This is a genomic window from Mesobacillus thioparans (assembly GCF_965138835.1).
Taxonomy (GTDB): domain Bacteria; phylum Bacillota; class Bacilli; order Bacillales; family Cytobacillaceae; genus Mesobacillus; species Mesobacillus thioparans.
Map to the genome: position 1 here is coordinate 96,073 of NZ_CBCSFH010000006.1, position 20,632 is coordinate 116,704.

Here is a 20,632-nt window from a genome sequence, read left to right on the forward strand (position 1 = left end):
TTGCCTAAATGGCAAAACCGCTTTTTTTCATGCCGGAGAAACATCCTGTCCGATCGATTTTCAAATTCAAAATTTCCATTCCATCGACACACTGCTTCATTTTTTCTGCGACTTCATCCCCTTTATCAGGTTCTGCAAGACACAAAATCGATGGGCCGGCTCCGCTCAGTGCAACGCCGAAGGCTCCTGATTGAATCGCTTTTTCCTGCACATCCTCAAAAAACGGCACAAGTTCCTTCCTGTATGGCTGATGGAACAGGTCGGCAGCCATCATCCTTCCTGCGAGCGCCCAATTGTGCGTCATTAATGCGGCAAGCAGCTGATTGGCAACGGCACTTGCCTGGACGCTTTGCTGGAATTCCATGTCTTTCGGCAAAACATCACGCGAAATTTCGGTCAGCAATTCCACCCGTGGAACAACCAGTATTGGATCGAACTCAATCTGGTCGAGTACCGTCAGATCCACTTCATCTCCTATTTGGCAGCCCACCACTACGCCGCCAAAAAGACTGGCCCCGGCATTGTCCGGGTGACCTTCAAATCCAGCAGCGACCAATAATTTTTCCCGGACCGACAATTCTAGACCGCAAAATTCATTCGCCAGTTCCACGCCGGCGACAATCGCCGCAGCACTGGACCCCAGCCCTCTTGCCAGCGGAATATCGCTTTTGACAGACATCGAGAGCGACGGCATTTTCTGCTTGTACATGGATGCGGTCTTTATTGCGATCTGGCAAATATAATTCTTTTCATCACGGGGAAAGTCCGTTAATGATGGAGAGAGAAGGTCCACCTCCCACCGTTCGCCTTGCTCTGCCTCCAGCTCAAGGTAAAGATTCAAGGCGACTGCAAGGGAATCAAAGCCAGGGCCAAGGTTTGCCGAGCTCGCCGGGACTTTTACCGCAAAAACCTTTCTTGCCGAGCTGCCTGCAGCATGAGGTTCCCCGAGTCCATTCATTGTCTGACCACTCCTCTGATATGCTCGCTGACGATTCTCTCGTCATTTGGAAGCAGCACAGGAGAAATAGAGCTGATATCGATGGCAGTGGAAGGATCTTTCAAGCCATTGCCGGTGAGGACAGCAACAATCCGGGAACCTCGAGGGATTTCTCCCTGTTTCAAAAGCTTGTGGATTCCTGCCAATGAGGCGCATGAACCTGGCTCAGCAAAAATCCCTTCTGTGGATGCCAGTCGGCTATAGGTCTGCAAAATTTCTTCATCTGTGACGAAGTCGATTGTGCCAGCTGATTCATCCCGGGCAGCAACTGCCAGGTCCCAGCTTGCAGGATTGCCGATTCGAATGGCCGTGGCGATCGTTTCTGGCTGCTCGATCGGTTTACCCTGCACGATTGCAGCGGCACCTTCTGCCTCGAAACCGAACATCCTCGGCAAACGCGTCCCTCTGCTGGCATCGTATTCTTTGAACCCTTTCCAGTAAGCACTGATATTTCCGGCATTTCCAACCGGGATTGCCAGGATATCAGGTGCACCGCCCAGCTGGTCACAGATTTCGAAGGCGCCCGTTTTTTGGCCTTCAAGCCGGTATGGATTCACCGAGTTGACGAGTGTGACCGGTTCATTTTCACTGATGGCCCTAACCATTTTCAATGCCTCGTCAAAATTGCCTTCAATCGAAACGATACTGGCACCATACATCACTGCCTGGGCAAGTTTGCCCATTGCGATTTTTCCTTCGGGAATGACGATGATACACCGCATTCCTGCTCTCGCCGCATATGCAGCTGCGGAAGCCGAGGTATTGCCTGTGGAAGCACAGATGACTGTATCACTGCCTTCCTCCTTGGCTTTCGCGACTGCCATCACCATCCCCCGGTCCTTGAAAGACCCCGTTGGATTGGCTCCTTCCACTTTTACATGTAAATCAATGCCCCATTCCTCTGACAGCTGGTCAAGCCGGATCAGCGGAGTGTTTCCTTCATGCAGGGTCAGCATCGGGGTCTTATCATTGACTGGCAGGTATTCACGGTATTCGCTCAACAATCCCCGCCATCTCATCGATTGACACTCCCCTCGACTCTGTATGAGCTCTTGATTTCTTTCACGACCCTGAGGTCACGCAGCTCCATCAAGATATTTTGATAGTCTTTGAGGGATGCCCGATGGGTGACCACCACGATTTCCGCAAGTTCCTTTTCCTTTAAAGGCATCTGGAGTATTTTTTCAAAGCTGACATTATGATCAGCGAAAAGCGAGGTGACCTCCGAAAAGACGCCAACTTCATCATGGACATGCAAACGGAGGAAATGCTTCGAACTTACTTCTCCATCATCCTTCAGCTGCTTCTCGTATTGCGGAGTGACCATGGAACGGCCATTTACTCCAAGTCGCATGTTCTTGATGACGCCAACAAGATCTGACACAACAGCTGTAGCGGTTGGCAGGCTGCCGGCACCCGGACCGTAGAACATCGTTTCCCCGACCGCTTCACCGTACACATAGACCGCATTGTATTCATTATTGACAGACGAAAGCGGGTGGGACGACGGCAACAGTGCAGGTTCGACGCATACCTCGACTTTGTCTCCTTCGCGGATAGCGATCCCAAGCAACTTCATCGTATAGCCAAGCTGTCTGGCATACTGCAAATCTTCCTCTGTGACCGATGTGATTCCCTTCACCTTCACATCATCAAGGTCGATCTTCATCGAAAATCCAAGTGTACTGAGGATCGCCATTTTCCTTGCGGCGTCAAGCCCTTCCACGTCAGAAGCCGGGTTCGCCTCCGCATATCCAAGCTCCTGTGCTTCCTTCAGCACGCTGTCATATGGAAGCCCCTCCTGGCTCATCTTCGTTAAAATATAATTAGTTGTTCCATTCACAATTCCCATCATCTTTGTGATCCTGTCAGATGCGAGTCCATCCACAAGACTGCGCAAGATCGGGATGCCTCCTGCCACGCTCGCTTCAAAAAACAGATCGCAGTCATTTTCACTCGCGGCCGTCAACAGTTCTGACCCGTGGACAGCCATCAAATCTTTGTTTGCCGTCACGACGTTCTTTTTATTCTTCAGCGCCTGCAGCATATGCTCACGGGTATTCTCTATCCCCCCCATGACTTCAATCACCACTTCGATTTCCGGATCATCGAGGATATCCGCTGGGTCCATCGTCAGAAGAGAAGCATCAACCTTTACGGACCTTTCCTTTTCAACATCCTGAACGAGGATTTTCTTCACCTTCACCGGACAACCGACCTGGTGCATCAATTTGTCCTGGTGGTTCTCAATGATTCGCACTACCCCCGATCCTACTGTTCCTAACCCTAGAAGTCCTACTGAGATTGCCTGCATTTTCTCTTCCCCTCTCTCTTTGTCTTTTCTAAAAATACACTTGTTTTTGTATAGTAGACATTATATAGACGACCAACACCTTTTACAAGGGATATTTAGGAAGATTTTCAGCATGTAAACGCTTAATCATAAGGGGCTCTAAGTGTAAAAAAAATCCTCCCCTGCATAAAGGAAGGATTGAGGATTTATTGAAGCACTTCTTTATTCACAATGGTCTTGGGACTGTCTCCGGTGAGGACAGATTTAACATTTGAGCAGCAAAGCTTGATCATCGTAGTCCTCGTCTCCGTGCTTGCAGAGCCGATATGCGGGATTGCTGTCACATTTGGCAGTTCAAGCAGCGGATGGTCCGTTGTAATGGGTTCTTTTTCAAAAACATCAAGCCCGGCAGCGGCAATCTCACCGCTCTTGAGCGCTTCGTATAATGCCAGCTCGTCCACAACCGGACCGCGTCCAGCATTGATGAAAATCGCGCTTTTTTTCATTTTCGCAAACACATCTGCGGTAAAAAGATTTCTGGTTTCGTCTGTCAGCGGTGCGAGTGACACCACGTAATCAGCTTTTGTTACAAGATCTTCAAATGAACTGTAGACCGCACCAATTTCCTTTTCAGCCTCTGGTTTACGGGAACGGTTATGGTAAAGGATCTCCATGCCAAAGCCTTTCGCGCGGCGGGCAACAGCCTCACCGATTTTCCCCATTCCGACGATCCCCATCGTCTTTCCATACACATCATGTCCTGCAAGCAGATACGGGCTCCAGCCTTCCCACATGCCAGCCTTGATATATTCAGCTGCTTCGACAATGCGCCTTGCCGCAGCCATCAGTAATGCAAAGGAAAGATCAGCGGTTGTCTCGGTCAGCACATCCGGTGTATTGGACACAATGATTCCGCGCTCGGTGGCTGCCTTTAAATCGATATTGTCAAAACCGACAGCCAGGTTGGCGACGACTTTCAGGTTTTCACCAGCTGACAGCAGCTCCTCGTCAATTTTGTCAGACAGCATCGTGATCATCCCGCTGGCTTTTTTTGCTTCAGCAAGCATTACCTCCCTAGGGGCCGGGATATCTTCATGCTCCCACATCTTCACCTCAAATTTCTCGGTGAGCTCAACAATGGTTTCTTCAGGCAGTTTCCTTGTGATAAAAACATACGGTTTCATACTCTGTCTCCTTTTTGAAAGCGGTTAATATAATAGAATAATATTTATTCTATCACATTTCCGCAAAAGCTTCGACTACCGTAATAACCAATCAACCGGAGGAAGCTTCCCCATTTTCACCGGCGCCTCGCCAATGTGATAAAAGTGGCTCAAAAACCGTTCATAATCACTGCTCTGATTCAGATACTTCCTCAGATGATCCTCGAGCTGGCGCTTTGTCTGTTCGGATTGAGTTATATAGAAATTTTCTACAGCTTCATAGTAGTGAAGCGGAAACAGCAGCCTGGAGTAGAGAAGCCTCCATGAAAAGGGAGACAGCACCGTCATGCTCTGGTACTCGACAAGAAAGTTTTTGATCTCCGGCTGGCTCGTCTGGATGTTGGCAAAATAGCGCTCCCGCACCCACTCCGCCAGATCACGGCTTGCATGGTCGAACACCCACTCGAATGGATTTTTGACAAAATACGGCCCCCGCCAGACTGTATTCGTAAAGCGCTCATGGCATACAGTGCCATGGTCGATCCTTGTCGGCTTATCATCGATTTCGGTATCGGCAAGATATTGAATGGCATTCTCCGACAATCCCATATAGTAAGGGAAGGACTCCATGAACATCCTTTCAAAATCGTTCTCGGGCTCGGTATATAACTTCCCGCTCCACACCTTTTCCATCTGGTCAAGCCGCTTTTCCCAGAGCTGTTTCCACTGTCCGACCCTGTTCAGGCTTTCGACCTTGAAGGGAATTTGCCTGCCTCTTGCATGGAACCTTGCCAGCTTTCTTCCTGTTCGCAGTTTTTCCGGCATCTGTTCGGCCCGGTTCAGAAGCACACAGTACTTCCTGCCCTCCCAATCGCATATCTTCCGCCCTTCCTTGTCCGTAAGCAGCTTCGATACATTTCGGTCACCAGCTTGCTGCATATGCTCAGCGATCCGCGAAAGCTCGCTTATTTCTTGCTCTTTTAACCCGTTAGCATCCATAATCAAATAAAGCCCTTCATTCTGCTTATATCCATGATATCTTCCGAGAGATACTTCTGAATCCGGAAAAATCCCATATACTTCTTTTAACATCTTCTGAAACATCAAAATAGCACCTCTTTCCAGGGCATTCTTTTACAAATATATGTACCGGACAGTAAAACAATGAAATGAATAACTGGCTTCATTCTGGAAATGATTTAAAGGAATGAATTCTTTCACTAAAACGGATTAAGCGGAATAATTTAGGTTAAATAGGATAAGAAAGCTGCGATTAAAAACAGAAAGGTGATGCAGATGTTAGAAAAGAAACGCGCCATCCATATGACAGAGGAAACTGCCCGGAAGTGGCTCCAAGAACGCGGGGTTGAAATAGAAGATATTGCTAAACTTGTTTTCTTCCTGCAGGAGAAGTACCATCCTGATCTTCAGATGGAGGATTGCATCCAAAACGTCGAACGGGTCTTGTCCAAACGTGAGGTCCAGAATGCCATCCTGACAGGGATCCAGCTTGATATCCTCGCAGAGCAGAAGAAGCTTGGCGAACCGCTTCAATCCATCATTGAAACAGATGAAAGCCTGTATGGCGTGGATGAAATCCTTGCTTTTTCCATCGTCAATATCTATGGTTCGATTGGATTCACAAACTACGGGTTCATTGATAAAGCAAAACCGGGAATCCTTGAGGTGCTTAATGATAAAGAAGCGACAGGCAAGTGCCATACATTCCTTGACGACATCGTCGGGGCGGTAGCGGCTGCTGCTTCAAGCCGTCTCGCCCACCGAGCAGCAAATATAGAGGATTAAAAATAAAGGGACCTGCAGCCGAAGATGGCGCAAGTCCCTTTTTGTTTTTGGCTGTTTTCGTAAAGATTGTTGTTAAAATCCTAAAACCGATTTTAACGTGATCATAGCTATTTTGTATGTCGGTACTAAGTTTGCAAGCTCTTTTCTCATAATATGCTTTAATTGTGTGATTAAGCTTAGGTTTTTCAATCCTATTTTGTAGGCAATAGCAACAAAGTTTGAGAAAAGAGCCTTGTCTTTATACTTCCCAGTCGTCCAGGGAATCGACTGTATAGGTTGGCATTTCAGCGTAGCCCTTCAGCAGTTCCTTCGTTGTGACCCCTGTGTGTACAAGCAGGGTATCCATCCCGGCCCTTATGCCCGCCAGGATGTCGGTATCATAATAGTCCCCGACCATCAGCGTCTCTTCTTTAGCGGTCCCCAGTACCTTCAATGCCTGTTCCATGATTACGGATTCCGGCTTGCCAATGAAGATTGGGTCTGTTTGCGTGGATACGGCGATGACGGATGTCAGCGAACCATTTCCCGGAAGCAGGCCGCGTTCTGTCGGGATCGCAATATCTCCGTTGGTCGAAATGAAGGTAGCCCCGTTCCTGACAGCCAGGCAGCCGACAGCCAGCTTTTCATACGTAATGCCGCGATCGATGCCGGAAACGACGAAATCAGCATCTTCACCTGCGAATCTCAGGCCTTTTTCCTCGATAGCTGTCTGGATTCCTTCTTCACCGATCACATAGACGGTCGCATCTTGTTTTTGCTCATAAATATAGTTGGCCGTTGCCTGGCTTGTCGTAAAAACTTGCTCCTCCGTTGTCGGGATATCGAAGCTCCGCAGCTTCTCCGCCACCTGGGCCGGTGTGCGCGATGAATTATTCGTGACAAATAAATAAGGGATTTCAGCTGCGATCAGTCTTTTTATAAAATCCGAAGCCGCCTCGATCTGCTCTGAACCTCTGTACATCGTTCCATCCAAATCAATCAGATAGCCTTTATATTTTTTCATGATGATCACTCCTACGATTAATGTTCCCTTGTTGTTCGGAAACGAATACTACCATTTTATATAAGCCAGGCAGTGAGTGCAAAGGACAAAGCTCACTCCAATGAAAAAGAGACCGGATGATGAACACACAGTTCATTTATCGGTCTCTTCTAAGGCTTTACTTTTTAAAAGCGGATACCGGTCCTAGTTCATTCGTCAAATATTCCCTGACCTTTTCAGGAAACAACTTGAGCAGCGGAATCTCGGCATTGAAGGTTTGGATCAGGCTTTCATGGTCCACTCCAGTGTATTGCTGGACGAGCATCTTCCTGAACAGGACGATTTTTTTCAAGCCTGCGCTCATGTCCGGTGTGACGACTTTTTCATCATCGAGGATGTCGATGATGTCTTCGTAGCTGCCCGGGTCGCGCATGATGAAGCCATCGATCATCGCATTGCCGACATCAAGTACGGCCTCCACCATTGTATGCGCCGCACGTTCAAGAGCTGCTTTTTCCATTGGTGTTGCCCAGGATTCATTGCTTTCAAAAAAATGAATTTGCCTGTCCAAAAACTGCAATGTTTCTTCGATTTGATCCCTATCGACAAAGTACATTCCATATCACCTCTCAAAGATGCTAGACGGTTTTCAATAATCCGGGACGGGCGTAAAAATACCCTTGTGCCAGTTCAACCTTGTTCCGTGAAAGGACCGATGCTTCCTGCTCGTTCTCGATCCCCTCTGCAATGACAGTGGATCCTGCTTCCCTCGCAACAAGCAGAAGCCCTTTGAGCATCGACTCCTTCACAGAATTCTTGTCGATGTTCTGGATGACGGAACGGTCGATTTTGATGACGTCCGGCATGATCTCACTGATGGTATTCAAGCTGGCATATCCCGCTCCGGTATCATCAACCGCAATCTTGATACCCATTCCTCTTAACACCTTTATATTATAGATAAAATTGTCGATTCCCTCAATCGAGTCCCGTTCGGTAATTTCCAGGGTGATCTGATTTGGCTTGATGCCTTCATATGAACTCATCATCGTTTTCAAGTCCCGGACGAATCGGAAGTTGCCGAGGGTGATCGGCGTGAAATTAATGAAAATATCATCTGTGCAGCCCGTTGACGTAATTTGGTCAAGCGTCTTCCTCAGGACGATCATTTCCAACTCATATAGCATATTCGTCTGCCTGGCGACTGAAAAAAGCTGCAGTGGACTTTCAAGGGCTGTGCCCTCAGGACCGCGGGTCAGCATCTCCCAGGCGCGCACTTCCTTTGTGGCGACATCGATGATCGGCTGTGCCAGAAGCTTGATATTCTGCTGGGAAATGATTTTGTTCATTTCATAGACCATTTCGTTGAACTCGGTCTGAATCCGTTTTTCAGCCATCGCAAACGCCTGCTGGTGTGCCTTCAAGACCGCTTCATGTACGGAACCTACTGTTTTATCCATGAAAATGAACCCCGTGTCAAAAATAGGCTGGACTGTAGGATACTCATGAAAAATCCTGCTTTCCGCTTCCCTGAGGATTTTCTTCATTTTCGCATCAATCTCCGAGATACAATGCCTGTTATGGTCGACACGCATAAACAGGCTCAGGCTGTCACTATAATAATCATGCAGGACAATCATGTCCTCTTTGTCAATTTCCAATTCAATGACTGCTTTGAAATGACGCTTCAAAGCCTTATGGTACTTCCAGGTCTCATCACCAAGCTGAGCCGCTAGCTCACGGTGATTTTTAATCGTATAAGCAATGACTGCCACTTCACATCCACTGTTAAAAGCCTTCTTCACCCCAGCTACAACGGGGTCCCTCAAAATGAACTGAGGCGGATAATAACAAAGCGATGAATGAGGCAGCATGATTTTCCCCCAACCAAGCAGGTTGTCCAATATGCTAGTAACGCGGCGGGCCATAGGTTTCAATCCTCTCAGAAGATGACTAGAACTTTTTCTTAATTGTACCATATTTCGCTAAAATAGACCTTTTTTCCTAGATAGTTATTTCGAAATATTTTTATTCTTTGGTATAGTTGAAATGTGGGGAATGAAAATAAGGTCGGAATATCGGTTTGGTGGTGACAGCTCGTCAAAATTATAGTGTGCTTTTGACAGCTTTTCCTGGTTTCTCCCAAACCTGTCCGAACTCAGCGCTACTTCTGACAGCTTTACCTGGTTTTCTCCCAAACCTGTCTGAACTCAGTGCTACTTCTGACAGCTTTACCTGGTTTTCTCCCAAACCTGTCCGAACTCAGCTCTACTTCTGACAGCTTTACCTGGTTTTCTCCCAAACCTGTCTGAACTCAGCTCTACTTCTGACAACTTTACCTGGTTTCTTCCCAAACCTGTCTGAACTCAGCGCTACTTATGACAACTTCACCTGCTCTCCCGCCAAACATGTCCGAACTCGCAACTGCTTCCAACCAACTTCACCTGTTCTCCCACAAACTTGTCCAAACTTCAAAGCTGGCTTATAAACCATTTCCCTTCTAATCCTGTCTGAAATAGGCTCTTTCGCAATTCCGGCAAAGATAAATTCAGAAATGAAAGTTTTTCTGGTAATATTGATGGTGAGTGAAAATGCTGTCGAAAATGGAGGAGAGACATTTGGAACGCGAATTGGCGATGTCCGCTACATCACAGCACACCATCATCTCGAACACAAGCCGCATCTTGTGATGGTTTAGAAAATACATACTTTTACAGCACATAGGAGGTTCACGATGACTGAACGATTTTTTTTATACGATGAAACAGAAGCTACGAAAACGCGCTATGTCAGCTTTGTAGGCGAAAACCAGCGCTTTGACCTGGCCATCATGCAAACTGGAAGATATTATGGCAAGAGCATCGTGTTGGATATCCAGGGAAGCCGATTCGGGATTCTTGGCCAGGATGACCTTGATGAAGAAGGCTATCTCGAATTCGCTTACAACCTATCCGAGGAGGACGCGGATGAACTTCGCGATTTCCTGAGGCCAATCCTTTAATCTGGAACGAACTGTTTGTTTGATTTGTCTTTTCAAAGCAATACTAAAAAGACAACAAGCAAAAGAGGGTGAGTTTCCATGAGCAAGGAAGATAGTGAAAAGTACTCTGATTTTTCAAATGTAGAAAAGCAGAAGAACTATATAACGGCAGAAGACTTGCCAGATGGGCCATATGGGTCGCCATTCCGGAAATCCGAACCGGTTGAAGGCAAAAGCACCCCGTGGCGTGAGGGGCAGCGGACCTACAGCAATTTCAATTATGAATTCAAGTCCCTGCATCAGGGCACTCCGCGAAAAGAAGCAGGTGCCCACCCAACCCATGATGACCCGACTGAAAGTGAACAGCCCCCATATAGCGACCTCTAAAAACAAGGAATGCTCCAATCACAAGATTGGAGCATTCCTTTGTTTCCTATTCTATTTTTCCTGGGCTTGCTTCGCCACTTTCTTTGCGACGAAATAGGCACAGCCAAAATTGCAGTACTCATATAAGTATTCACTTACCGTACTGATTTTCGTATCAAATGTGGACTTCTGGTTCTGGTCATCGAAAAAACCTCTTAACCGAAGCTGTCCATATCCCCAGTCGCCAACGATAAAGTCATATTTCGTCAGAATCTCGCTGTATCTGGCGCGAAATGCTTCCTCATTGAAGCCATCCCGTCCTTCATCCACTATTTCATAACATAGGTTATTGATGCAAATCATTGGTAGGTCCACCTCTTTTTCGATAACGATCTGTCTAGCTCACGTCTGTGCTTTTCTTAATTATAACTTATTCCCCATCAATTACTAAGCAAAAAAAATAATTTTGGAGCCATTCTAATCATTAGGGGGTGTTTTAATTGAAAAAAACATTAATGGCTCTTGGTATTTGCGGAACAGTGGCTATGACTGGCTGTGGTGCCGGCGATGATAATGCATCACCAGCTGGCCGTGATCGCGGGGCCGGGATTTACCAGCAGAGCGGGAATACACTGAATGTAAACGATAACCGCGCTGAATTATACAACGAAAATGGACGCAAAGGAATGCGGAAAAGAAGTGAGGACTTCGGATATGTGCGCCACCAGAAAACAGGCGTTATGGGCGCGGATGACATGCAAAATGCATACCAGTCCATCGACCGTGAACAAATCGCTGACATGATCAGCAGATTCAGCCTGATGGCACCGAATGTAGATGATGTATCTACTCTTGTGACTGATGAGGAAGTGCTGATTGTCTACGCAACAGATTCTCAAAACCGCAACGAGACTGCCGACCAGGTGAAACGGATGGCGATGTCAGTCGTTCCGCGCTGGTTCCATGTCTATGTGTCAGATGACACAAGCCTGCGTCAAGAGGTCGAAAATTTTGCCACACTCGATACCAATAGCCCCGATGTAGGCGATATGGTTGATGGTGTCATCAAGCAGATGCTAAAGTCGCCACAAGGCCGCGACATGTCAACAGGTGAAAATGCCAATGGCGAGGCAAAAGGAGAACTGAACGAAGAAACAGACAAAGACGATCTGTCAACACAGATGAAGAAAGGTCAATAAGAACAAAAAGCGCAAGCGCCTTGGTCAGCCCCGACAAGCGCTGGAGGGCATGACAGTGAAGTCGTTCTTTGACTTCATTGGCAGGATCGAAGCGTCTCGAGCTGCTCAAAGCTACGCTTATCGCAAGATACTTGAGGAAGTTTATTCAGGGGAGAAAACTGGCTAGGCGCTGGAGCTGGATTAAGACAAAAAAAAGAGTTCAGCATTTCTCATGCTGAACTCTTTTTGATTTAGCAATTATGCCTGCTGTGCTTCCTGCTCTGCAAGCTGTTGTTTATGTTTTGCCGCTGAGTTAACCTGTTCATCGGCATGGTAGGAAGAACGGACAAGAGGACCAGCTTCGCAATGGCTGAAACCTTTCTCGAGCGCGATTTCCTTCAACTCGGCGAACTCATCCGGATGATAATACTTTTGCACATCAAGATGCTTTTTGGAAGGCTGCAAATATTGGCCCAGTGTAAGGATGTCCACATTATTCGCACGCAAATCATCCATCGCTTCGATCAATTCTTCCTTCGTTTCGCCAAGTCCAACCATGATGCTTGACTTCGTTGGGATGTCAGGCTGCATTTCTTTTGCACGGCGCAGGAATTCCAGGGAACGCTCATAAGTAGCGCGCGCACGGATTCTAGGCGTCAGGCGGTTTACCGTTTCAATATTGTGATTCAAAATGTCTGGACGAGCATCCATCAGCATCTGAAGGTTTTCCACGACTCCGCCCATATCTGAAGGCAATACTTCGATAGAGGTGAACGGATTTTTCCTGCGGATGGCTCTTACAGTCTCAGCAAATACAGCGGCCCCTCCATCCTTCAGGTCATCACGGGCAACAGCTGTGACGACGACGTGCTTAAGGTTCATCAGGGTTACGGAATCCGCGACTCTTTCCGGCTCCTGCCAGTCCAATTCAGTAGGAAGGCCGGTTTTCACAGCACAAAAACGGCATGCACGTGTACATACATCGCCGAGAATCATGAATGTTGCAGTTCTTCTTACTGCCCAGCACTCATGGATGTTCGGGCATTTCGCTTCTTCACAAACAGTATGTAGGTTCTTCTCACGCATCATCTTTTTCAAGCCCGTATAGTTTTCGTTCGTATTTAACTTTATTTTCAGCCAATCAGGCTTTCTCTGTACCTCTTTTTTGCTCATTATTTTCACTCCATTCCTGCTGCACTTCCTCAAGAACACCATGAAAAAATCAAGGCTGGCATACAGCTTCTGATGTCACTTTAACATAATGGAATACTATCGACAAGTACGATAACTTTACGATTACCATTATTTGATATTTATGAAAAACCCCCATCATCGCAAACTAACAGAAGACAAGCGGAAGCAGCTTTCATATGCTCGAGCTGGAAATAAAAGGAGTAAAATCATGAAGGGAGGATTACGGTGAAATTCCTTAAAGCAGTTATCGTTCTTTTTATTCTTTTCCCTGTCCTTTCTGTAGATTACGCGTCTGCAGCTGAGCAGGATCAGGATATTTATAAAAAGAGAATGGATCTATACAATCAGGTTGAAGCGGTGACCCAAATTCCCTGGTACTATATTGCTGCAGTCGATCAATATGAACGGAATGTCCGCCAGGCAAGAAAGGACTTGCCCAAAGCTGAAGGAACTGCCGGAATTTATTTTAAACCGGAAGAGTGGGCTGGACTTCTGAATCCTAATCTTGAGGACGACAATCCAGTTTCGATTCAATTTTTCAATGGAATCGGGTTCGATGGGAATGGGGATGACAAAGCAAGCCTGAAGGATGATGAAGACGTATTGCAGGCATTCGCCCAATACCTCCTGAATTACGGTACTGACCATGAGAATATTAAAATTGGCCTCTGGCATTACTATAAACGCGATAAGACGGTGGGGATCATCATCGGAAAAGCGATGATCTACAAGCATTTTGGGCGCTTGAACCTTGAAACACATGTCTTCCCTCTCCCGCTGCGCAGCAATCACAGCTATAACAACACCTGGGGGGATGCCCGCGGCTGGGGCGGCCGAAGGATCCATGAGGGAACGGATATTTTCGCTGGCTATGGAGTGCCAGTCCGTGCGACCGGCTATGGCATCGTTGAAATGAAAGGCTGGAATAAATACGGCGGATGGCGGGTCGGCATCCGTGATATCAATAATACTTACCATTATTTCGCCCACTTGAGCGGGTTCGCCAAAGACCTTAAGGTAGGGCAGATCGTCGAGCCTGGAACTGTCATTGGAGGTGTCGGCAGCTCCGGATACGGGCCGCCGGGAACCAGCGGAAAATTCCCTCCGCATCTGCATTACGGAATGTATAAGGACAATGGCTACACCGAATGGTCCTTCGATCCATACCCTCATCTGAAGTTATGGTCGAGACAGGAAAGGGCAAGGTTGAAAAAGTAAATAATAATATAAAATGCCAGCCTGTCATCACAGGCTGGCATTCTGATTTTTCTTATGACCGGGCTTTTCTGACAGCATGGATTACACTTGCTGCAAGACCTCCCCAAATAATGACTATACCCACGACCATCATTACAACTGCGCTAGCATCCATTATTTAGCTACCCCCTTGTCTTGTGGAACTTCATAAAGTGCTGCATCCCACTTCTTTGCCTTTGCAAAAATGAATCCGACTAAAATCGCACCGATTGCTACGAACCAGCCGTAGTAGACATTGAACATGACCGGATAATCGCCATAGCTTGTTTTCAGGTCTGTCATGATATTCATGACCATCATGATCCCAAGTACTACTGGAGTGATGTATTTCAAGGAAATCACCCACCAGCTTCCAAGGTGGATATCAGAGATTGCATCTGCATGGTTTTGCAGGTTGGTAAGTTCCTTTGCTACCCATACAATGAAGACTACTTCAACAAGGCCGGCAAGAGCGACACCATAGTTATTGATGAATGCATCGGCTGTATCAAGGAAATTCAAGCCGCCCTGTGTTGCGAACAGGATCGAGATCAGGGCAGATAGTCCGCCGCCAATTGCTACAGCTTTTGTACGTGATACATTGAATTTATCCTGGACACCTGCAACATACGTCTCAACAATTGAAATCAATGAAGACAGTCCTGCCAGGGTCAAGCTGACGAAGAACAGTACTCCGAATGCCGCACTGAATGCAGGCAATTCATTGATGATTTGCGGGAATACCGCGAATGCAAGGATGACACCTTTGCTTACCACTTTATCGACTGGAACACCTTGCTGCATGGCCATGAAGCCCAATGCTGCGAAAACCCCAATACCAGCCAGCAATTCAAACGAAGAGTTGGCGAAAGCGGTGATGAATGCGTTGTTTGTAATATCGGACTTCTTAGGAAGATAACTTGAGTAAGTGATCATGATTGCAAAAGCAATTGATAAACTGAAGAAAATCTGTCCATAAGCTGCTACCCAGACTTTGCCGTTCAGGATCTGGCTCCAGTCCGGCTTGAAGAATGCATTGATCCCATCGATTGCTCCATCCAGAGTCAATGCGCGAACAACAATAATCAGGAATAAAATTACTAGTGCAGGAATAAAGATCTTGTTCGCTACTTCAATACCTTTCTTGACACCCTTGAACAAAATTCCGAGAGCGATGACCCAGACAATGACTAATGGCAGGAATACTCCTGGCACGATACTGCCTACCTGGCCAGCGTCAACAACCTTTAAATAATCCCCAACCAGGAAACCCAGCGGGTCGTCTCCCCATTGCTGGCTGAGCGAGAAATAAGCGTAGGACATGGCCCATGCGATGATGACGGCGTAATAAGTCGAAATGACAAAGGAAACGGCAAGCTGCCACCAGCCAAGCCATTCTGCGCCTTTTCGCATCTTGAAATAACTTAATGGTGCAGATCCGCGGTACTTATGGCCGATCGTGAATTCCAAAATCAAAATCGGAATACCTGCTGTCAGTAATGCAAATAAGTATGGGAAGAAGAATGCTCCCCCGCCATTCTCATAAGCTACACCCGGGAAGCGCCAAATATTTCCCAACCCGACTGCCGAACCTACCGCAGCAAGAATGAATCCTGCCCTCGTGCCCCACTGTGGACGATTTTCCATTTTTAAATCCCCCTTGCCTTCTAATCATCTGGAAAATGTTGATGAATTAGAAAGTTTTATATTTTCAGATTATTTAGTCTAGGAATAGTATAGCTAGTTTTTTATGGCTTGTCAAAATATTATTTTCGTCATAATAAAATTCTTTACGATAAAATTTTCCCAACTATACTAATAACCCTATTAATTAGGATTCTATTCCCACTTTTTTAAAAATATGAAAAAAGCTGTCTGTTACCAGACAGCTTTATCATTATTCTGCTAGATTTTCTTTCAGTACTTCTTCCTCGTTTGTCTTGCTTCCAAAGATGAAGGCAAAAGCGACCAGAAGGATAGCCACTACCGCAAGTGCTGCGAGCGTGCTGCCTGTGAACCCGATGACCAAAAAGCCAACTGATGAAATGGCAGCTGAAATCAGCGCATATGGCAGCTGGGTCATGACGTGATCCAGGTGGTGCGATCCTGCTCCAGTGGATGAAAGGATCGTAGTATCGGAAATAGGTGAACAATGGTCTCCAAAAACCGCACCAGCCAGGACAGCTGCCAGGGCCGGCAAAAGGATCGTGATATCAGCAGCGGCTGCGATATCACCTGCAATCGGAAGCAGAATCCCGAATGATCCCCATGATGTTCCGGTTGAGAACGCCATGATTCCGGCTACGATGAACAGCAGGAATGGCAGGAAAGATATATTGATGTTCGAGCTTTCAACGATTCCAGCTAGATATTTGCCTGTTTCAAGTCTGCCGATCAGGTCAACGATGACCCAGGCAAAGAACAGGATATAAACAGCAGGGAGCATTGACTTGATGCCTTCGATGATCCCTCTCCCAAAAACATTAGTATCAATGCCCTTAAGGACAACAGCTTGCCTGAAAAACAATCCCAATGCAACAGCAAGGCCAAGCAAACCGCCAGTTACAAGTGACTTAGTCACGTCAGTGTTTTCAAAGATCCCGAAAATAGTGACCTTGCCTTCGACAGCGCTAGCACCCGTCCAAAGCATCATCCCTATCGTACCGATGACCAATGTAACAATCGGCCATACAAGATCGCCAACAGACCCTTTTGTGCTTGTTGGCAGATCATCCTTCAGTTCGCCCGGTACAGGCTTGTCTTGTGGAACGACAATTCCTTCCTTAAGAGCAAGCTGCTCATGCTTTTTCATTGGTCCAATTTCAATATTGCGAATTGCGACGATGAAGACCATCGCCAGCGCTGCAAGTGCATAGAAATTCATAGGCACGATTTGCATGAAACCTGAGAATGCGCTGTACTCATTCACGCCGTGCGCAGCAAGGATTGTGCCAATCAATGCGATGATGTAAGCACCCCAGCTGGAAATCGGGGAAATGACGCACATTGGGGCTGAAGTCGAATCGATGATATAGGCCAATTTTGCGCGTGATACCTTCTGACGGTCCGTGATCGGACGAGTGATCTGCCCTACAGCCAGTGCATTGAAGTAATCGTCGATAAAAATTATGATACCTAGAAAAGCACCGACCAGCTGAGCTCCGACTCTCGTTTTTACACGCTTCATCGCCCATTCGCCGAAAGCACGGCTTCCGCCTGAGATGGAAATGAACGCGGTGATCATGCCTAAAAGCAATAAGAATAAGATGATGTACAAGCTATACGTGTTAAGTTCGCCATCAGCAACGACAATCCCCTTCGCTGCATCCCACACAATGGCGAGTGTTTCCATGATATTGAAGTCAGCAAGCAAAAACGCTGCTGCGACGATGCCTGTCCCTAAGGACAATAGCACACGCCTTGTGATGACTACCATCAAGATTGCCAATAATGGCGGCAGCAATGAAAATATTGTATTCTCCATTTTTTCTCCTCCTTGTTTTTGACAGGGGGGAAACATAAGCATGAAAAGAGTTGTAGCCACTTTCTTAAAAAATAATAAAAAAGGGCAACGATAGAGAACATTCTATCGCTGCCCTTAATAAGCAACTAGTGTCTCCATCACGATCTGTAGCTCCCCATTATGGATATACCTCCATAATGACAGTGATACTCTTGTTCAAAGTATCCCCAGCAATAAAAAATGTGACTCATTTTATCATTGCTTCGGCAAAGTTCCCTTTCAGCTGTGGTCAATGTTGTCATCCTCACACAGCTTACTCTTGAATTCTGCACCTCTACCCCATCGGAATGATGTGGTTTATTATTCAATTGATTTTATAATATAACAATATCGCTAACTTGACAACCATTTTTATCTGCCAGGCAATTGGATCGCCGGGGATGTAGTTCCGCCCCCATTGTAAAACTGAGGAACTTTTCCAGGATAATAGAAGCTGCCAATTGGAATATTTTCTTGTACAGTGGCAATCTCGGTCGCAAAAGGAATAATGATTTGCACGTTTACTTTTACCCTGACTGACACATTTATGAGGGTGTTGTTGATTCCATGCTCTTCCGTATCCCAGACGACATCCGCCGTCACATCGCCGATTGCATTGAATTTCACGGGAACCCGCGGGCCCATATTACCAAGAAGCGCATTGTTCGTCGCCTGTCCTAATGGAACATAATAGATGATGCCTGATTCCCTGTCTCGTTCATCTGTGACGAGCTCGACATCGGATAGCATTTCGAGCGAGGTGAGGTTCCCTCTTTCTGCTTCTTTCAGGTTCATTTGGACAATATTGGTCGTTTCTGCTTTTACCCGATTGATGATTTCGGTATTGAATTTCACGACAGTGGTCGTTCCTCCATCCACCGGCACAAATTCGATGACTTTATCAATATCCATCCCATTGGCAATCTTTTTGTTGATCGCCTTGTTGATGACCAGGGTCGCAATTTTTCTTGTCTGGGATTCTGCATATTTCATCAAAGTCGGTTCAAGTCCTTTATCAATGATCCAAAGCCCTGCTGCTGTTGAAAAGGAAAAAAACACGAATGTCAGCAGGAATACATACCTGAAAGGCAAGGGCCCTTTCCGAGGCAGCCGCCGGCCGAATTTTGCCAAAACAAATCCCCCCCTCTATAGCTATATGTATGCTTCAAAGGGGGGAACTAGCCTAAAAACTATTATTTACTTTGTCTTAAATCATATCAAAATTAATAATTTGCTGCGTACTCATACTTAATGATTGTATCACAGCTAACGATCATCAGTGACAGATTGGTTTTCAGATCCAGGTCGTATGGTTCCACTCTTCGGCCGTTTTCCTCAAGGATCCGGACAACTGGCCGCTCACTCAATCCCGGATTCTGCTGTGCTACTACCCCTTTTCGGCCATCACTCAGGATGACAGTCAGGCCGACCGGATAGATGGCCACAGCCCGCCGGAAAGCATCGACCACTTTCGGGTCAAACAGACTGCCTGCACCGGAATAAAGAATTTCCAGGCCTTCATGCGGCAGCATCGCCGGACGGTAGACCCGATTGGAAGTGACAGCGTCAAACACATCCGCCACTCCGAGGATCTTCCCGAATAAATGGATTTCATCCTCTTTTAAGCCGCGCGGGTATCCTGCCCCGTTCATCCGTTCATGATGCTGGTACGCACAATGGGCCACGATCAGCGGGACAGTCGGGATATTCCTGAGCATCTGGAAGCCATCCTCTGCATGGGCCTTGATGATCTGGAATTCTTCCGCAGTCAGCTTGCCTGGCTTTGCTAAAATTTCTTCAGGCACCTTCATTTTCCCTACATCATGCAGGATCGCACCAAGCCCGAGCTGTTCAAGTTCCTTTGGCGAAAGCTTCATTTCTATTCCGATCGCAAGCGAATAAAGCGTGACGTTCAAGCTATGTGAAAAAATATAATGGTCATGCAGGAAGACATCCGAAAGCAGGTTCAATAGCTCTTTGCTGCTATTCAATTCATCAAGTAATGCAACAATCAGCTTCTTGAATTTCCGCGCCGATTTTTCCAGTACGAAGGTTTCCGAGATCTGGGAATCAAGCTGGACTTGCTTGAACGTCTCACCAATCGTCATGATCGCATCGATCCGCAATCCATCTGGTATCGAGTTCTTCACGATGATATCGTCGGTATCCGGATCCTTGATATAGATATAGTCAATCCCAAACTCTTCAAGCCGTTTCAGGATCTTCCGCTCGAGCCGTACGCCTACATTCAGCAGGATTTGGCCCTTGTCATTATAGATGGCTTTTCCGAGTAAAGCCCCTTCCTCTGCCGATGTGGTGGCTACGAGTCTCATGTTCATTCCCACTTTATCTGTTAGTTGGCAGTTGTATGTGCCTTATCATGAATGAAGAAAAATTTACATAAAACGACAATATTTTCTTATATTCTAACACAATTAAGAATGTTTGGGACATTCGTTTTCATTTTTCAGTTGGGAAAAAACGAGCCCACTTTTGCATTCAATCAGTATATCGGCATAAGAACATACTTCTTTTACTTATTCAGCGATAATTCACAAGGTGTACACAAAAAAGACAGCTGTTCAGGCTGTCTTTTTGTAGGGGCTTTTTCCGTATATGAAAAGCCTGTTTAATTCATTAGCAGCAATGCTTCCTTGCCGATCATGCCCTTTGTGGCGCCAAGGTTCTCCGCCTCGTATGTGACGGACTCAAGCGGAGCTTCAAGCAATTCCTCTATCGTCTTCACGCCAACGGCCCTGCCCGCAATGACTTTCCTGCTCTTGAGTTTTTCATTGAGAAGCGCGACATCCAAAGCGCCGCACATGATATATCCTTTGTCGCCGGTAACGACAAGAAGGTTTGTCTTTGGCAATTTCACTGAAATGCATAAGAAGGTTCTGCCTTCTATTTCAATGGGTGACATATCGATCATGAC

22 protein-coding genes and 1 riboswitch are annotated in these 20,632 nt (G+C 46.6%); of the genes, 6 read left to right on the plus strand and 16 right to left on the minus strand.

Going from position 1 to position 20,632, the window contains the following annotated elements:
- Positions 1-4: 4 nt before the first annotated feature.
- The 5 genes from thrB to yutH all read right to left on the minus strand — a co-directional run bounded on the left by thrB (position 5) and on the right by yutH (position 5,557).
- Positions 5-958, minus strand: coding sequence for a homoserine kinase (gene thrB, locus ACNAZ4_RS11800; RefSeq protein WP_415814636.1), 954 nt, complete (start codon positions 956-958; stop codon positions 5-7).
- Positions 955-2,016, minus strand: coding sequence for a threonine synthase (thrC, locus tag ACNAZ4_RS11805; RefSeq protein WP_415814637.1), 1,062 nt, complete (start codon positions 2,014-2,016; stop codon positions 955-957). The genes thrB and thrC overlap by 4 nt, the downstream gene beginning before the upstream one ends.
- On the minus strand, positions 2,013-3,311 hold the full coding sequence (locus ACNAZ4_RS11810) for a homoserine dehydrogenase (RefSeq protein WP_415814638.1): 1,299 nt from the start codon (positions 3,309-3,311) through the stop codon (positions 2,013-2,015). The genes thrC and ACNAZ4_RS11810 overlap by 4 nt, the downstream gene beginning before the upstream one ends.
- Before the next feature lie 185 nt (positions 3,312-3,496).
- The gene (locus ACNAZ4_RS11815) at positions 3,497-4,474 is read right to left on the minus strand and encodes a 2-hydroxyacid dehydrogenase (RefSeq protein ID WP_415814640.1); all 978 of its coding nucleotides are present in this window, start codon (positions 4,472-4,474) and stop codon (positions 3,497-3,499) included.
- Positions 4,475-4,549: 75 nt separating this feature from the next.
- Complete coding sequence (gene yutH, locus ACNAZ4_RS11820) at positions 4,550-5,557, minus strand: spore coat putative kinase YutH (RefSeq protein WP_415814641.1); 1,008 nt, start codon at positions 5,555-5,557, stop codon at positions 4,550-4,552.
- 192 nt (positions 5,558-5,749) lie between these two features.
- Here yutH and ACNAZ4_RS11825 point away from each other — a divergent pair, with 192 nt between their 5' ends.
- Positions 5,750-6,259 (plus strand): phosphatidylglycerophosphatase A family protein, encoded by a 510-nt coding sequence (locus ACNAZ4_RS11825; protein WP_415814643.1) that lies wholly within the window; start codon positions 5,750-5,752, stop codon positions 6,257-6,259.
- A gap of 238 nt (positions 6,260-6,497) precedes the next feature.
- Here ACNAZ4_RS11825 and ACNAZ4_RS11830 read toward each other — a convergent pair whose 3' ends face one another.
- The 3 genes from ACNAZ4_RS11830 to ACNAZ4_RS11840 all read right to left on the minus strand — a co-directional run bounded on the left by ACNAZ4_RS11830 (position 6,498) and on the right by ACNAZ4_RS11840 (position 9,169).
- Positions 6,498-7,262, minus strand: coding sequence for a TIGR01457 family HAD-type hydrolase (locus ACNAZ4_RS11830; protein ID WP_415814644.1), 765 nt, complete (start codon positions 7,260-7,262; stop codon positions 6,498-6,500).
- A 157-nt stretch (positions 7,263-7,419) separates the two neighbouring features.
- The gene (locus ACNAZ4_RS11835; protein WP_415814646.1) at positions 7,420-7,857 is read right to left on the minus strand and encodes a DUF86 domain-containing protein; all 438 of its coding nucleotides are present in this window, start codon (positions 7,855-7,857) and stop codon (positions 7,420-7,422) included.
- A 22-nt stretch (positions 7,858-7,879) separates the two neighbouring features.
- A complete protein-coding gene (locus tag ACNAZ4_RS11840) occupies positions 7,880-9,169 on the minus strand; it encodes an EAL domain-containing protein (RefSeq protein ID WP_415814648.1) in 1,290 nt (429 codons plus the stop codon).
- A 626-nt stretch (positions 9,170-9,795) separates the two neighbouring features.
- Between ACNAZ4_RS11840 and ACNAZ4_RS11845 the strand changes: the two genes are divergently transcribed.
- The 3 genes from ACNAZ4_RS11845 to ACNAZ4_RS11855 all read left to right on the plus strand — a co-directional run bounded on the left by ACNAZ4_RS11845 (position 9,796) and on the right by ACNAZ4_RS11855 (position 10,608).
- Positions 9,796-9,939, plus strand: coding sequence for a hypothetical protein (locus ACNAZ4_RS11845; RefSeq protein WP_415814650.1), 144 nt, complete (start codon positions 9,796-9,798; stop codon positions 9,937-9,939).
- A 36-nt stretch (positions 9,940-9,975) separates the two neighbouring features.
- The gene (locus tag ACNAZ4_RS11850) at positions 9,976-10,242 is read left to right on the plus strand and encodes a DUF3055 domain-containing protein (protein WP_415814652.1); all 267 of its coding nucleotides are present in this window, start codon (positions 9,976-9,978) and stop codon (positions 10,240-10,242) included.
- A 78-nt stretch (positions 10,243-10,320) separates the two neighbouring features.
- Positions 10,321-10,608, plus strand: coding sequence for a cytosolic protein (locus ACNAZ4_RS11855; RefSeq protein WP_415814654.1), 288 nt, complete (start codon positions 10,321-10,323; stop codon positions 10,606-10,608).
- 51 nt (positions 10,609-10,659) lie between these two features.
- Here the strand turns inward: ACNAZ4_RS11855 and ACNAZ4_RS11860 are convergent, their stop codons facing one another.
- Positions 10,660-10,950, minus strand: coding sequence for a YutD family protein (locus ACNAZ4_RS11860; protein WP_415814656.1), 291 nt, complete (start codon positions 10,948-10,950; stop codon positions 10,660-10,662).
- A gap of 137 nt (positions 10,951-11,087) precedes the next feature.
- Here ACNAZ4_RS11860 and ACNAZ4_RS11865 point away from each other — a divergent pair, with 137 nt between their 5' ends.
- Positions 11,088-11,786, plus strand: a complete 699-nt coding sequence (locus ACNAZ4_RS11865; RefSeq protein WP_415814658.1) for a YhcN/YlaJ family sporulation lipoprotein — start codon at positions 11,088-11,090, stop codon at positions 11,784-11,786.
- Positions 11,787-12,023: 237 nt separating this feature from the next.
- Here the strand turns inward: ACNAZ4_RS11865 and lipA are convergent, their stop codons facing one another.
- Positions 12,024-12,938 (minus strand): lipoyl synthase, encoded by a 915-nt coding sequence (lipA, locus tag ACNAZ4_RS11870; protein WP_415814659.1) that lies wholly within the window; start codon positions 12,936-12,938, stop codon positions 12,024-12,026.
- A gap of 279 nt (positions 12,939-13,217) precedes the next feature.
- Here lipA and ACNAZ4_RS11875 point away from each other — a divergent pair, with 279 nt between their 5' ends.
- Complete coding sequence (locus ACNAZ4_RS11875; protein WP_415814910.1) at positions 13,218-14,177, plus strand: M23 family metallopeptidase; 960 nt, start codon at positions 13,218-13,220, stop codon at positions 14,175-14,177.
- 52 nt (positions 14,178-14,229) lie between these two features.
- Here ACNAZ4_RS11875 and ACNAZ4_RS11880 read toward each other — a convergent pair whose 3' ends face one another.
- The 6 genes from ACNAZ4_RS11880 to ACNAZ4_RS11905 all read right to left on the minus strand — a co-directional run bounded on the left by ACNAZ4_RS11880 (position 14,230) and on the right by ACNAZ4_RS11905 (position 20,629).
- A complete protein-coding gene (locus ACNAZ4_RS11880) occupies positions 14,230-14,331 on the minus strand; it encodes a methionine/alanine import family NSS transporter small subunit (protein WP_415814660.1) in 102 nt (33 codons plus the stop codon).
- Positions 14,331-15,842 (minus strand): sodium-dependent transporter, encoded by a 1,512-nt coding sequence (locus ACNAZ4_RS11885; protein WP_415814661.1) that lies wholly within the window; start codon positions 15,840-15,842, stop codon positions 14,331-14,333. Before ACNAZ4_RS11885 ends, ACNAZ4_RS11880 begins: the two co-directional genes overlap by 1 nt.
- 250 nt (positions 15,843-16,092) lie before the next feature.
- Positions 16,093-17,679: a Na+/H+ antiporter NhaC family protein gene (locus ACNAZ4_RS11890; protein ID WP_415814662.1), complete on the minus strand. Its 1,587-nt coding sequence runs from the start codon at positions 17,677-17,679 to the stop codon at positions 16,093-16,095.
- Between the two features lie 139 nt (positions 17,680-17,818).
- A riboswitch (Lysine riboswitch) is annotated at positions 17,819-18,003 on the minus strand.
- 66 nt (positions 18,004-18,069) lie between these two features.
- Positions 18,070-18,828 (minus strand): sporulation protein YunB, encoded by a 759-nt coding sequence (gene yunB, locus ACNAZ4_RS11895; protein ID WP_415814664.1) that lies wholly within the window; start codon positions 18,826-18,828, stop codon positions 18,070-18,072.
- 92 nt (positions 18,829-18,920) lie between these two features.
- Positions 18,921-20,030, minus strand: a complete 1,110-nt coding sequence (locus ACNAZ4_RS11900) for an HD-GYP domain-containing protein (RefSeq protein WP_415814665.1) — start codon at positions 20,028-20,030, stop codon at positions 18,921-18,923.
- Between the two features lie 296 nt (positions 20,031-20,326).
- A complete protein-coding gene (locus tag ACNAZ4_RS11905) occupies positions 20,327-20,629 on the minus strand; it encodes a YunC family protein (RefSeq protein WP_415814913.1) in 303 nt (100 codons plus the stop codon).
- Positions 20,630-20,632: the final 3 nt, after the last annotated feature.